This is a genomic window from Bdellovibrio sp. SKB1291214, assembly GCF_002209355.2.
In the GTDB taxonomy this organism is placed as follows: domain Bacteria; phylum Bdellovibrionota; class Bdellovibrionia; order Bdellovibrionales; family Bdellovibrionaceae; genus Bdellovibrio.
The window spans coordinates 597,891-612,216 of the sequence record NZ_CP106855.1 but is presented as its reverse complement, the minus strand read 5'-3'; the positions used below and the strand labels follow the sequence as shown (position 1 = coordinate 612,216).

At 44.4% G+C, this 14,326-nt stretch carries 11 protein-coding genes; 2 read left to right on the top strand and 9 right to left on the bottom strand.

Annotated elements, in window-relative coordinates; translation table 11 throughout:
* Positions 1-57: 57 nt before the first annotated feature.
* From B9G69_RS03060 to lnt, 3 genes are read right to left on the bottom strand one after another with little or no spacing between them, the layout of a single operon-like run.
* Positions 58-1,494: a lipase maturation factor family protein gene (locus B9G69_RS03060; protein WP_254917051.1), complete on the bottom strand. Its 1,437-nt coding sequence runs from the start codon at positions 1,492-1,494 to the stop codon at positions 58-60.
* Between the two features lie 14 nt (positions 1,495-1,508).
* Positions 1,509-3,839, bottom strand: coding sequence for an endonuclease MutS2 (locus B9G69_RS03055; protein WP_088616983.1), 2,331 nt, complete (start codon positions 3,837-3,839; stop codon positions 1,509-1,511).
* Positions 3,817-5,427 carry an apolipoprotein N-acyltransferase gene (lnt, locus tag B9G69_RS03050; RefSeq protein WP_254917052.1) on the bottom strand — a complete coding sequence of 537 codons (1,611 nt, stop codon included), beginning with the start codon at positions 5,425-5,427 and terminating at the stop codon, positions 3,817-3,819. The genes B9G69_RS03055 and lnt overlap by 23 nt, the downstream gene beginning before the upstream one ends.
* A 33-nt stretch (positions 5,428-5,460) precedes the next feature.
* On the opposite strand from lnt, the gene B9G69_RS03045 reads away from it, so the two are divergent.
* Positions 5,461-6,312 (top strand): hypothetical protein, encoded by an 852-nt coding sequence (locus B9G69_RS03045; RefSeq protein WP_088616985.1) that lies wholly within the window; start codon positions 5,461-5,463, stop codon positions 6,310-6,312.
* Between the two features lie 40 nt (positions 6,313-6,352).
* On the opposite strand, the gene B9G69_RS03040 is transcribed toward B9G69_RS03045, so the two are convergent.
* The 4 genes from B9G69_RS03040 to B9G69_RS03025 all read right to left on the bottom strand — a co-directional run bounded on the left by B9G69_RS03040 (position 6,353) and on the right by B9G69_RS03025 (position 10,618).
* The gene (locus tag B9G69_RS03040) at positions 6,353-7,006 is read right to left on the bottom strand and encodes a hypothetical protein (RefSeq protein ID WP_176401020.1); all 654 of its coding nucleotides are present in this window, start codon (positions 7,004-7,006) and stop codon (positions 6,353-6,355) included.
* Positions 6,978-8,459 carry a hypothetical protein gene (locus B9G69_RS03035; protein WP_265437943.1) on the bottom strand — a complete coding sequence of 494 codons (1,482 nt, stop codon included), beginning with the start codon at positions 8,457-8,459 and terminating at the stop codon, positions 6,978-6,980. The genes B9G69_RS03040 and B9G69_RS03035 overlap by 29 nt, the downstream gene beginning before the upstream one ends.
* Positions 8,456-9,184, bottom strand: coding sequence for a glycosyltransferase family 2 protein (locus B9G69_RS03030; RefSeq protein WP_088616988.1), 729 nt, complete (start codon positions 9,182-9,184; stop codon positions 8,456-8,458). The genes B9G69_RS03035 and B9G69_RS03030 overlap by 4 nt, the downstream gene beginning before the upstream one ends.
* A 69-nt stretch (positions 9,185-9,253) precedes the next feature.
* Positions 9,254-10,618: a S8 family peptidase gene (locus tag B9G69_RS03025; RefSeq protein ID WP_088616989.1), complete on the bottom strand. Its 1,365-nt coding sequence runs from the start codon at positions 10,616-10,618 to the stop codon at positions 9,254-9,256.
* 116 nt (positions 10,619-10,734) lie between these two features.
* Between B9G69_RS03025 and B9G69_RS03020 the strand changes: the two genes are divergently transcribed.
* Complete coding sequence (locus tag B9G69_RS03020) at positions 10,735-11,241, top strand: hypothetical protein (protein ID WP_088616990.1); 507 nt, start codon at positions 10,735-10,737, stop codon at positions 11,239-11,241.
* 1 nt (position 11,242) lies between these two features.
* Here B9G69_RS03020 and B9G69_RS03015 read toward each other — a convergent pair whose 3' ends face one another.
* Positions 11,243-13,330 (bottom strand): lytic transglycosylase domain-containing protein, encoded by a 2,088-nt coding sequence (locus tag B9G69_RS03015; RefSeq protein ID WP_088616991.1) that lies wholly within the window; start codon positions 13,328-13,330, stop codon positions 11,243-11,245.
* Positions 13,331-13,378: 48 nt separating this feature from the next.
* Complete coding sequence (gene htpX, locus B9G69_RS03010) at positions 13,379-14,278, bottom strand: protease HtpX (protein WP_088616992.1); 900 nt, start codon at positions 14,276-14,278, stop codon at positions 13,379-13,381.
* Between the last annotated feature and the right edge of the window lie 48 nt (positions 14,279-14,326).

Sequence of the window (14,326 nt, the reverse complement as noted above, 5' to 3'; positions counted from 1 at the left end):
AAAATATCGCGTGACCGTTTAGACAGCTGTCGTTTTCATAGTCACCCCCGAGGGTATTTAGGACTCTTCGTCTCTTTCAAAAATAGGAGAATAGGCAGAAGAATGCTCCCGTTTCCACCACTCGCCCTTGGTTTTTAGGTTCTGCCAGGTGCTGAAATGATAGTCGTAGCGAACAAAACGCATGAGTTTCGGTGATTTTCCCTGGAATGGATCCTTTTTCAGCAGCTCTTGTACATCGGGGCTTTCGTCAAAAAGACGGGTGACCAAATTTTGGAGCCACATGTTTTCGCTATAGCCTTCAAGGGCTGCAAACCACATCTGCCAATCTAGACGTGGCTGAAACGGGGCCACGATCGTCGGGCGATCGGTCAGTTTTGTGGGTTTGTGTTTGAATTCGTATTCGAGCCAAGTTTGACCATCATTACTTCCCTCTAGAACAATTTCAGGTCGCGATTTTGTCATGACTGCAAAAAGACCATAGGGATTAGTAATTCGAAATGGGAATAAGAAACGCATCCACGGAAGCATGAAGTCCAAGGCTTTGCTCTTTTCAAACACCGTTTTATAGATCCAAAATAGATTCCCCGGTAATAAGACAACGAAGACCGCGACAGCGAGCTCCGTTGAAACTCCCACGGGCAATACCCATGAAGTGTCGTGAAACGTCCAAAATGTATCGGCAATAACAGAAAAACACAGTCCCAAAGTGAGAATATTAAAAAACGCGAAATTGCCAGTTAAAATAATGAGTGCTTGTAAAAGGATTTGCAGCAAGGCCGCAACGAAAGCAGCCTTTCCCCCGAAAAGTAAAAATACCGGCGAAACTATTTCGATGAAAAACAAAAGCCCGCAACTAAATTTCTGGAAAGCCAACGGGGCTTTACTTAAAAACCACGCAAGGGGGTTTGGTAGCGGTTGAGTCCAATAATGAAACCTTAGCGCTGACAGATTTTTCCAGTCGGGGTCTTTGTTTGTAAGCTTGACGATGCCTGATGAAAACATCAGCTTCACCAAAAGTAGCCAAACCAGTCCTAAAATCATAGGGTGAATTTCATAACTCTTAAACGGAATCCACTCCACAGAAAATGGCGCAAAGAATAAAGCGATGAAACCCAGCTCCAAAAGCAAATTATCCCATTGGTATGATAAAAAGATCTGCCCACAGCTGGCGAAAGAAAGATACAGCATCCAGCACACAACAAACATCCACGTTTGACTGAATCCTAAAAACGCCAATGTCGATGCCAACATTCCAATCAGACAAGCTGCTTTCAGGCTGAAATCTGAAGACTCAAACCAAAATACAGAAGGGAAGTGTCGAAATCGTGACACTCCTAATTCCTTGTCTAAAATATTTAAAAGGTGATCAATGGATAAAATTCCGCGGGAGCCGAACAGCCCCAGCACTTGAGTGGAGAGTGATAGGAATGCGATAAAATAGGTCAGTGCAAGGGTCTTACTTACCACCCAACTTGCAATAAGGTAGCTATCCACAAGACCCTCCCAAATTATGCTTCGCCGATTTCAGCCCATGTGACGCCGTCGCCACCATGTTCTGGAGAACCCGCTTTCCATTTCTTAACGTATACCGAACGGGACAAGTATGTTCTGACAGCTTTTTTTAAAGCCTCTGTCCCGTGACCGTGAATGATTTTTAATCGATCTTCGCGAGTAGTTGCGGCTTTATCCAAAGCCACTTCAAGGTCTTGCAACGCTTCTTCAACAGTTTTACCACGTAAATCTAAAGTGCGGTCGTCGTCTGCCATTGCCACTGAAACTCCACCTGATTTTCGAACCAACTGAGACGTTGGATTCTGCGGTTTACCGGGAAGTTTTAAGTTTTGCCAGTTGACCTGCAAGCGTACAGATCCAGATAGAATCATCAAATCACCCTTGTTGTTAGGTGCACTTTGTACGATGCCATCTTGATTCAGTGATTGAACAAAGACCTTTGAGCCTGGAGGGAACTTTTTCGCAAATTCTTCGGCTGTTTGCGGGGCTCCAGGTTGGATCACTTGTTTTGCTTTCACGATTTCAGGTAATTGGTATTTGATTTCCTGTAGAGCCGTATGGCGTTTGAATGTTTCTGCCACTTTAGCTTGAGCAATGGCCTCATCAACCTTACGTTCAGCTTTTTTCAAAGTGCGCTGCAACCATTCGTCTTTGTCTTTGTTAAATTGAGACAGAAGGCCTTCGTATTTGTTTTTCGTCTCGACAGCTTTTTTCGTTTCTTTTCGTAAGTGATCCTGCAGGATTGCAATATCGCTCTTAAGTCTTTCGATTTGCTCAAGACCCTCTAAACGTGCACGAGTCGCTGGCGCAAGCACATCCATTGCTCTTTGGACGATCGACTGAGCAACACCGACGCGTTTCGCCGTTTGAATCGCCAATGAATCGCCAGGTATACCTGCCAAGAATTGGTAAGTAGGCCGTCCTGTCTTAGGGTCGTACTCCATACTCCCGTTCAGAACATGACTTTCTTCATCCCACCCTGATTTCAATGGTCCCAGATGCGAAGTGATAACTGCGAATACGTTGTTTTTTGAAAATTCCTCGATGAAAGCACGCGCTAGAGCACTGCCTTCTTCTGGATCCGTCGAGCCCGCAATCTCGTCGATTAGAATTAAATTTTGATGGCCCTTGACGGAGGCCGCTTTGCTCAAGATTTTCAAATGCGCGGCAAAGGTTGAGAGTTCTTCGTCAACACTTTGACTGTCGCCGATGCCAATTAAAACATCTTTAAAGAAGGGAATGCGTGATGTTTCGCTGGCGCAAATTGGAAGACCGCATCTTGCCATTTGCGCCGCAAGACCGATGGATTTTAGCAAGACTGTCTTACCACCTGCATTTGGTCCGCTTAGTAGCAAAATACTTTTTTTGCCATCCAAAAGAACAGTGTTGGAAACAACGTTTTTACCGCTTAACTGCAAAAGGGGATGACGGACCTCGATCAGTTCCATGGTGTCTGTCGCGAACTCGATTGAATGTCCACTGATTTGATTTGTAAACTGTGCTTGAGAGAAACGAATATCTGCTTCTTCAAGGAGCACACGTGTGCTTTCGATATCAGTCGCTTGAGATGAAAGGTAATGGGAAAGCTCGGTTAATAGCCTTTCGATTTCGTCTTCAATCTCCGATTCCACTTGTCTTAGGCGGTTGTTTGTGGGGATGACCTTTTCTGGTTCTACAAAAACAGTTTGCTTACTTTGGGAAGCTCCGTGAATGACTCCGGGAAGTTTACTTTGCATCCCGGCACGCACAGGCAGAACCCAACGACCTTCACGGGTGGTGACGAACTTATCCTGAATCACTGTTTCCATCTGGTGATCTTTCACCAAGCGGTCCAATGTGCTTTGAACTTCTCGCGCTAAGCGTTCTTTTTCTTTAAATAAATTATAAAGTTTTTCGCTGGCATCGGAGCGAATCTCTCCGCCCGGAGTTAAAACCTGATCGATAGCAGACAATGGTTCTTCGGCATCCATTAAGCTCTTATAGATTCGCTGGGCCCAGTCGTTTTGTACGGGTTCAAGAGCTTCCTTGAGTGCCAGGGCTTCCATGCAAAAAGCGCGAACATCTTTGATTTCCAAAGTTTTTAAAACGGCTTTCTTTTTTAGACGAGCAATCCATGTTTGATATAAATCCAGACTTTGCATGAAGGGGCGTACGCCTTGATTCAAGACTTCCGTGGCATGGGCAATCTCTTGAAAACTGACATAGGCTTCGTCAGCTGACGCCAACGGTTTTATATCAAGCACGGCTTCGCGACCAATGTCGCTGGTCGCATGTGATTTAATTTTTTCTAAAATTTCAATCCAATCAAGGACGACGAGATCTTGCATTCAAGGCTCCAGTTAGAACAATACCAAACAGGGCAATCAGAAGTACGATCCAATCAAAGTGGCCCCATTTTACGTAAGGGGTGATTGGAGCATTCTTGCGGTATTTTACAGTAAATTCACCGCTCCATTCTTCATGAAGTGGGGAAGTTTGTTGAAGGTCACCATTCGCCCAAATCACTGTACTAATGCCAGTGTTTGTCGAGCGGATCAAAGGGCGTCGAGTTTCAATTGCTCGCGCTAAAGTCATGTACATGTGTTGTAAAGGCTCCGACGTGCGACCAAACCACGAATCATTGGTGACATTCACCAAGACGTCAGAGTTCTCTTCAGCCAAGCCGCGCGAGAAATGTGCATCCAAACCTTCGTAGCAAATCTGACCACCCAGTTTGATGGATTGGCCCCCGTGATTCCAACTCAAGGCGCGCGGTCCCGTACCGCGCCCAAAATTTGAAACGAAAGGAAGCCATTTCAGCAAGACCGGAAACTTTTCGCTGAAGGGCAGATATTCACCAAAAGCCAGCAAATTTGTTTTTAGATAAGGTGCATCCAAGCTGTTCCCTTTTGAATCGATCAGGAATAAAGCATTGAAAGTCGCCTCGTCGCGGTGGGGATCTAGAACAGGGCTGCGCGAGTAAGCTCCCGCCATGATGGCTTTATCCATGCCCGTTAGGCTGTTGATCAGAATTTGAGTGTGTTTGCGGTTTAAGAGTCGTTGATCCAAATAGTCGGGGAATGCAGTCTCTGGCCAAATGAACAAATCCGTGTCAGGAAATTTAGCAAATGCATCCATCGTCATGCTTGTGAATTTGCGAGTGATGAACTCTTGAGCTCCGCGCCCTTGCTCGGCCTGAATTTTTTCAGAATTGCCGATGTTGGCTTGAATGATTGTGGTTTTAAATTCTTGGTCGAATTGATCCCAACGTGTTTTATGAAAATGGCCGCCAACAACGAAGAAAACTAAAACAACGGAAAGAATCGCTATTTGAACAAAGTTTTTACTGGATTCACGGAAACCCAACCAAATGGCGGCGATCCAGGCGTTGCACAAAAGGATGACTGCTGACAATCCAGCAAAGCCGATCACATCAGCCCACTGATAAGCTGGGATGTGAGCTCCCAAGAGTGTGTAGCCCAAATTCCAATCAAAAATCACTGGCCAAATTCTCTCCAAAAGCGCGTGCAGCAAGGCAATTGAGAATATGGTTTGGATTCTAGAAAGTTTGAATTTTCTTTGAAGCCAAGCGCCCGCAGTGACTGCCGCCGGAATGTAGAGATGCATGAAAGCACAAAAAAGTAGCAGTGCGAGGATAGAGATGATCCAAGGCATGGCGCCAAATTCGTGAGCTGTGTAAGCGATCCAATGAAAGCCAATGGCAGACAGCACAAACTGCGTGGTCCATCCGCTCCAGAAGGCTTTTTTCAGAGGAGAATTATCTGCGGTGACGGAAATCCAAAGAGGGATGTAGCAAAAGAGCAAAGCCCATGGCGGGAATGGAATGTAGCTTGTTCCAACCAAAATCCCAGAGAGTAATGCCCAACGTAAATCGAAGGCTTTGTGCTTGAATAATTGAACGGCTTTCTTCATCATGGTATTAGTAACACAAAGAGTGAGTGAGTCCACGTGAAATTGAAAGTTCGATGCCCATCATGCGCTAAGTTGTACGAAGTTGCGAGTGAAGACATTCATTCGGAAACTCCCGTTTTTCAGTGCATCTCTTGTGACAGTCGTTTCGGTTTCGAATATCCGCCGGTGGATGCAGCGAATGTTTTAACTTTCGCAGTTTCAACACCTGGGATGGGTGAGTCCAACGCGCAGCAAAACTCTCCAATGAGCGCGGAAGAACTTTTGGCATCTTTCAAGGATGTCACTGTCGAAGCGCCTGTCGAGCCGACTGCGGGGCAAGTTCAGTCCCAAGAAATGAAGTCTTGCCCTAAATGTGGTGCCTTGAACGGTCGTCGCTCCAAAGAGTGTTATTCTTGCCATGTGTTGTTTGAGCGTCTTGAAGGACTTCCGCAAGATCCTAGTTTGCGCGCGCAACCAAGTTTGGTGCGCAAATGGAAAAATGTGTTAGAAAATTTCGAGGACGTAAATCTTCACGAAGCTTTTATTAAAAGCTGTGGCGAGCTTGATGCCTTTAAGTTCGCGATCATGAAATACGAAGAGATCAAAGCCGCTCAGGGCGGGGATGTCCTTTGTGATCAAATGATCGCACGAATCAACAGCATGATGATTGTTAGTATGTCTCAAAAACCAACACTGAAATCGGCTGCGGAGGTCAATGCCGTTCGTCCTAAATGGATGAAGTGGATTTACATAGGTCCGTTTGCTTTAAGTGCTTTATTGATCTTATGGGGCATGTTGAATCTTGGCCATCGCAACCTTATCGGCGTCGGCGTAGCGCTTTCTTGCATGGCGGTGGGCCTGATCGTAATGATCCGCGGCCGCTTGTCGCTGTCTGATTTTATGGATTAATTTCGAGAGTCTTGGAAAGGCCATCTTGCGATGACCTTTTTCATTTGCGGTATTTGCTGCGAGCGGCGGAGAATTCATCGTTGAATTTTTTGATATCATCAACACTCAGATTATTTTTTGTAATTGCATATTGATTCGTTTTTAAAAACCGAGCTGGATTTCCAACATAGGTCTTAGCAGGTTCAATGATGCTTTTCTTGGTAATGACAGTTCCCATCCCAATCATAGCATAGTGACCAATAACACTGTATTGGTGGATCGAAACATTAAGACCGATATTGGCGCCTTCCAATATCGTGCAATGGCCACCCATGGCTGCATTTCCAGAGATTGTAACATTGTCTCCTACGATGGAATCGTGAGCGACATAGCAAGCGTGAAGAAGGCTGACATTATTTCCAATTCTGGAGTTTGAAACGGTGCCAGAGTTGACGGTCGCGTATTCGCGAATGATGCAGTTGCTGCCGACCTCGACAGATTGATAGGGGCCATGCCAAAAATCTCGATGTTCGGGCGGAGTTCCAATAGAGCAATGAGCTTCCAATCTGTTGTTGTCTCCCAGAACCACGTCTTTACCAATAATGCAGTAAGGCCCAATATAATTTCCAACGCCGAGCACAGCCGTTTCATCAATAACTGCAGTCGGGTGGATATAATTTGCGTGCTTAAGGCTTCTGAGGTTTGAAGTAGACAAATTGTGCTCCCTCATAAAGTTTCTCAAAATACTGACTTTTTGCAAAGACACTTGAGGATTCTTTAGGAACCGCCAGGCAAAAGTCTAAGCTAATATCCCTTAAGCTCATTTTATTTTCCATAAACTCCAATGCGGCGCCTAGAGAGTTGTTGGAGAGATAGTCTAGGAGTACTCCAAAGCTACCAGTACGTTCGTTTCCACCAAACATCGTTTGCATTCCTTTAGAATTTACCTCCAGTGAGTAAATGTCATAGTTCATCAAATTTCCATAGGCTGCTGCTAAAGGTACGATATTGGGGTCTATTTGCTGGGGGAGAGGGTAGGTGTTTTGGGGTGAGCAGATCAACATCTTGGTAGAAAGTTCTTCTTTCATGTTACGAATTAATTTGTAGTCATGATTGGTGAAAGCAGAGTGATTTTTTAGGTAATTCATCGATTCAACAGGAACAGCATTTGGAGAACCTGCAACAAAAAAGGTCGTCGTTAATAATAGCAGCTTTCCTCTAAAAGTTTGAAATACCGGGATGTCAATAAGCAGAAAGGGAAGTAGGATATACGAAAACGACGAAATTTTTGTGGCGTAATAACTGGGATTCAAATAAGTCATTGTGACAGTCGTAAAAATAACCGTATACAAGGTAAAAAATATGGTTATAACGGCAACGTTTTTATTGTGTCTCCATATATTAAATCCGAAAAGTATCGAAAAGGCGCAAGTTGCCAACCAAGGCGTCATTGAGGCAATGAAGGGGCCTGTTAAAGTTGCTCGAGAGAATGGCACCCATAAAACTACCAACCAGATTGGAATTAAGGCCAAGGTTACCCACATTAATTTTGAACGTCTGAAATAAAAGATGATAGCCGGGATGAACCAGATTAAACAGTCTGGGTAGCAGAAAAATGCGTACAGAATAAAGAGCGGCGCCCATTTTCGTAACCTCGTAGTGAATAGATATCCACCTACAACTAAAAATGCTTGAGATGCTAGTTGTGAAAAAAAACCCGAATTGACTGCTTCGGTGTAATATCCATAGAACATTGGGAAGATCATGAGGGTGGCGAAAATTTTGTCTGGTATAGTACCCGTTGTGCGATTGTCTATAATGTAAAATAAAAATGAAAGAAATATGGCAATTAAGCAAACATCCATCGTTAGAGCGTATGCTCCGGGGCGTGGAATTCCAATCCATTCCAAAAGTGTCGTAATCAGGTGAAAACCCAAGATGCCGTGATAAACGGGAAGATATTTTGACGTCGCATGAATGCCGACATTGTCTTGGTGAAGAGAGGGGAAAAGTTCAAAATCCATTATATGCTGACTGATATTCATATGGGTGCCGTAGTCGCCGCTTGTGGTGTTGACTCCGGAGTTGGGGGCTAAGTACCGCGTAGGAAACAGGGCGGCCACGAGCGCTACCGCTAAACTAATAACTGTTAGTTTAAACTTTATCATTTCTTCAATTTCAATCTTAAAAACAGGAGTGGTTTAATCATTGACCACCAATCTACGATAGGACGAATCTTGCTTTTTCTTTTTTCATTCAGATGGGAGTAGCGGATAGTAACCGGAACCTCCTTGATACATAGGCCCGTTCGACATGCCCAATAGTGAATATAGTATTCGAGCTCATAGCGAGATAACCACTCCTGATTAATATCGCAGGTGCCATTAAAAAGAAAATCAATTCGATAACATCTAAAACCACATGTAATATCAGAAAATTTTCTTCCTAACAGAAAAGTGCATATTGCAGAGAAAATCGGGATTGAGATCCTTCGAAAGTTTGATAGGCCTGGCGAGTTTCCTCCGGCTAGAAAACGACTTCCTGTCGCGTAATCCGCTTCATTCATTTTTACTGGATCGCATATAGAGGCGATTTCGGATGGGAGCATCTTTCCGTTCGATGACATAATCAATACAGCATCATATTTATTTTTTTGCGCATGGTGGATGCCACTTCGAATTGCGGCACCCACCCCCTGGTTATAGGGGTGAGCTATCACTTCGAAACCACTGTTACGTGCAATTTCAGTGGAGCGATCGGTCGAGCCATCGTCGACTAATACTGCATCTTTAAGTGGCCAGAACTTCATAACTTCGCACAGGAACGAATTAATCTCTAACTCTTGGTTATAGTTAACGATGACCAACAGTATGGAAACAGGATTTTGTTGCATGCTGACAGTATCGCAAACGTGAGACGATATCTCCACGTACGATTGTGAGATAAGTCTTAAGTCGTGTAGTTACAGACCGTCACTATCATTTGCTTTAGAGCCCAAACGGCTAGGCCTTTGTTTTCCTCCAATGGCATTCAGGAGTGAGCGCCCAAAGGAGCTGACTTCATTTGCCGCGCGGCCAGCAGGAGCTTCATTTGGATCAGCTCCTAACTTCTGCATACTATCTACATTCACCGTTACAACTCCAGATGCGGAAACCCCTTGGTCTAGGATTGTCAGTGCTTTATAAAGATTCAACTGGCGAGACGTACGTGTCTTAGAGGCCAACTGAGTTTGTGCATCACCAGTCGCTAAAATGTACTTTTTAACGTCAACGGCGTTGAAGGCACCTTGTTTATTAGCCATTACCAAAACTGCAGCACCAGTTACGAACGCTGTCGCTTGTGAGGTTCCGGTCATGTAGCCGTAAGAGTTACCTGGCAAGCATGATAAGATGTTTTGCCCTGGAGCCGCGATATCGACAGTTTCAACTCCATAGTTCGAAGAATTCAAAACTTGAACTGAAGGATCGTAAGCGGTGACTGAAATGATGTTGCTAAGTTTATAGTCTGCAGGGTAGTAGTGATGTTGATCCGAGTTGGATCTTTCATTACCAGCGGCTGCAACGAATAAGATACCGGCTTTTTCTGCTTCTTGTACGGCATCATGTTCTTCTTGAGAGAACTCTGTACCGCCACCTGAGTAGTTGATTACTCGAGCACCCATTTTTACAGCGTATTTAATTGCAGCTACGGTATTTTTTAAGTTATCTGTGTTGGGAACTTTGGGATCGTAATACTTAAGAACCATAAGACTCACGTCGGGAGCAATTCCTGTAATCCCTTTACCATTGCCGGCTTCCGCCCCAATGATACCTGCGATATGAGTTCCATGACCGTGGTTGTCGTCTAATTTGTTATTGTTAGAAACAAAGTTCCAGCCATGAACGTCATCAATGAAGCCGTTGCCGTCGTCATCAATACCGTTGGTTGCTTTGTTACGGCCTTGAGCATCTTTGCCTGACTCTCCGGGATTGATCCAAAGATTTCTATCCAAGTCTTCGTGATGTTCATCAACTCCTGTATCAATAACAGCAACAACAATTTCTCGGTTGCCACGAGTGACAGACCAGGCTCGAGCAGCGTCAGATTTTTTCAAACCCCAAGCTTGGCTAATGGCAGGATCGTTGAACAAAGCACTGGGCTCGTCTTCTACAGTATCTGTTTGTGATGTAATTTTTGAGGTTTCAAAAAGACGTCCATCTTTTATTCTGCTGGAGCTTTGCGAACGTAAAGGGGATGCGCTGTCGGAGACATATATATAGACACCAAGACCTCCAAAGAAGATCACGCCGACAGCTCCTGATGCTAACAACCACTTGCGAGAAAACATGAAGAGTCCCCTTTCTCCAATTGGCTTATCGGCAGATTTCAGTCGAGGTGTAGTAGAAAGCTCCGTCTCGAAGTGAGACAATTAAAGCTGAGTCTAGCCCGACCGATGAGGTGAATATGAAAAACTCACTTTTGGTTATGTTGTGTTGTTTATTAGCTGCCTGCTCTAATCAGATCGGATCTGACGGTTCCGCAGAGCTGGGAAGTTTGAGTAACGACGTGACTTACCATGACCGCCAAGACGGCATGTTAACCACAAACGGTGAAAGCCTGTCTTTATATAATAAGATCTTTTTAAAAGCTGATGGCAGTCAATTTACGTATCAATCGGTGAAAATCGTTAATGGCGTTCCCACAAAATGTGAGATGAGTGGAAGTTGGGATGTTGAAGGTGGTGATACGACAACTTCCAGAGAAAACGAACTTGTTGCGACCGTGACGGGTGGGACCGTTTCTCCGAAAACGGTGCGCTTTCCTTTACGTCAATTGGATAACATGACTTTGCGCCTGCAGCTTGGCCAGACTGACTCGATGATTGTCGATTTGACGAATCAGAGTTGGACGCCCCTTGAAGTTCCCGATGTTAGCTCTGCAGGAACATCAACTGATTGTGACTGGCAATAACCTATTTCGATAACGATAAAAGTTGCTCAGGAAAACGTATAGCTTGAGGCGATTTCAAAAGACGCTCATAGAAAACGTAATTTCTCATCGTCAGTTTGATGTAGGAACGGGTCTCCTCATAAGGAACTTCCTCGATAAATTCGATCGCATCCGCGCGATACCGAGTTTTTAACCAACCGCGAATCGCGGAGTCATTCGCATTGTATCCAGAAACCGCGAGAATGTATTGGTTGTCGTACTTTTTCATTAAGTTTTTAAGCTCAAATGCTCCCAGCGGAACATTGATCTCTGGTTTATAAAGATCAATGGCCTCTTTGTATTCGAGCTTGTATGTGGCTGCAAGATTCTTAGAAACGCTTGGCAAAAGCTGCATCAGCCCGAAAGCATCAACAGGGGAGCGAACTTCAGGATTAAATGCGGACTCTTGACGAATGATGCTATAGATGAACTCTTGCGGAATTCCACTTTTCAGTGAAGCAGCAGCGACAATCTCTCTATAAGGTTGCGGGAATAAAAGATCCGGATGATCATTCAAAAGGCGATCTTTAACTTCCGGTTGTAGGGAACCAATTGTTTGGAACAACGGTAAGTACAATCCGGAGCGAGCATAAGCAGAGAACATCGTAAGCCATGTTTTTTCAGAGTTTATGCCAGCTTTTTTCAAGTCTTCAGATGCTTGGTTCAATGCTTTTTCAGCAAATGGTTTCTCATTGACAGCGATCAGCCATTCGATTTGTAAGCGAAGGCGGCCTTGCAGCTCATCTACTCCCAAAATGCTTGCGCTGGCTGATTCTTGGGCATTTCCTTTGATCACAGGGAATTCGCGATTTAATTCACGATAGCCCATTATGCCATAATATCCCAAAGGGTCTTCTTTAATCAGACTTTCAAGTTCAGCTGTGGCTTCATTGGTTTTATTGAGATTTTTAAACGCACGGCCTAGCCAGAATTTGGCCTTCATTTTGTCTGATGGATCTTTTGCGGTATCACGCATCTGTTGCAGGCTTCGTGAAGCTTCATCAAAACGCTGCAACTTATAATAGTTCCAAGATTTCAGCCAAACCAACTTGTCGCGAAGGCCTGCCTGGCTGACAGGTTGTTTGTAGCTTTCTTCATAGAACTCTAGAGCTTTTTCGAAGTGACCCTTCTCTTCCTCGATGCGCCCTAGGATGAAATAGACTTCATCCATTGGATAAAGACCCCGCAGTTGGCGGTTGGTCTCTGTCAAAGTTTTCACAGCCATGGATGTTTGATCCTCAGTCCACAACGTGCGCGCTAGCATCACCAAGGCATCATGGTATCTTGCCAGTGCTTTTTTATCTTTTTTGTTATCGCGATATTGTTTCTTGGTTGTGTTCACAAGGTCAGACGTTGCGTTGATATATTCCTGCCGACGTTGTGCTACCTTGTAAGTCATACGGATATTCTTAGTCGCTTGAAACTTGTCGTCCGCTGAAGCTTCTTTGGCATTCAGGATTTTCTTATAAACATTTAAGGCTTGCTCAAACTCACGATTGAAACGATGGTCCATCGCCACGTTGCTTAGTTCTTTATACGAAGGCGCTGGATTGAGCCGTGGGGAGTTTTTGAAAAGCTGAGCTTGAACCTCAGCTTCGTATTCTTGATTCTCAAGTTTTTTTGCAGCAGCCAAAGCTTTTAAAAGTAGATCTTCTTTTTTCTTTTTGTTGCTTTCGACACTCGCTTTGCCAAGATAGGCATCCAAGTCGTCCTTCAGATCTTTAGTTTCTGATGATTCTTTCAGTCGAATATCAGCATACAACTCCGCATACCAAGGATTTATGCTCTCGGGAAGCGCATCCAGTTTTTCGTTGGTTCCGCAAGCTTCGTAAGCGCGAAGTAGTGCCAAATCCTTGATTGGAAAATCCTGAAGAGCAGAAAGAATTTTAAAATTATCGCAGGCGATGTTGGGGGCGGATATTTTTTTATCTGTAGCTTCCTGATACAAACGCGTCCACTCGGGATTGTCTTGAGGAATAAGGCGTTTTTCAAGGCGAGTATCAGTGCGTGAAGTCGTCGCGCAACCCATTAGAATCGAAAGAAATGAGATGGAAATAAAAAAACGAGGCATGAATTAAGCTTAAGCCCGTTCGTGCCTCGTTAGCAAAGAAATTGAAAATTACAGACGACCGCCGCGTTGAAGGGCTTCGATGCGAACTTCAAGCGGTGGGTGAGTCATCATAAGTCCAGCAATGCCGCCTTTGTCACGATTTGAAATCATCAAAGTCGCTGCTTGACCTTCTTCAGGTGGAATCGGTAGGTCATAAACTGAACGAAGCTTCTGAAGAGCTGCGATCATGTTTTCGCGGGAAGAATATTTGGCTCCACCTGCATCAGCACGGAATTCTCTTTTGCGAGAATAGTATGCCACTACGAAGGAACCCAGTAATGTAAAAGCGATGTCCCCTAAGATCACAACGCCAAAGTGCACGATCCCACGAAGTTTCTCATCTACTTGAGAGGAAACAAGGTTCGCCAAGATACGAGAGAAGAACATTGCGAACGCATTCACGATACCTTGGATTAAAGTCATGGTGACCATATCACCATTAGCTATATGGGCAACTTCATGACCAAGAACACCTTCAACTTCGCGATCATTCATCCTTTGGAGAAGACCTGAAGAGACGGCTACCAAAGAATTACTTTTTGAGGGGCCAGTCGCAAAAGCATTGATGTCAGCAGAGTCGTAAATACCTACTTCAGGCATTTTCGGTAGTTGTGCACGACGAGCCAACTCATGAACTGTTTCCACCAACTGGCGAAGCTGAGGGTTTTGATTGTTGGGCTCGATGATTTGAACACCATAAGCCATCTTTGCCATCCATTTAGACATCAGCAAAGAAATGAATGCGCCACCCATACCCCAAACAGCACAGAACACCATCATGTAAGGAATGTAGTTGTTAAGTTTGTTCAGACCGAAGACGTGACTGATTATCGACCAAACGATCCCGATGGTTACGATGACCATCAGATTCGTAAGCATGAATAATCCGATTCTTTTTAGAAAAGACATGTTTTTACTCCTTCAAGAGACATAATTAATTTTGATGTCTCCCTAGGA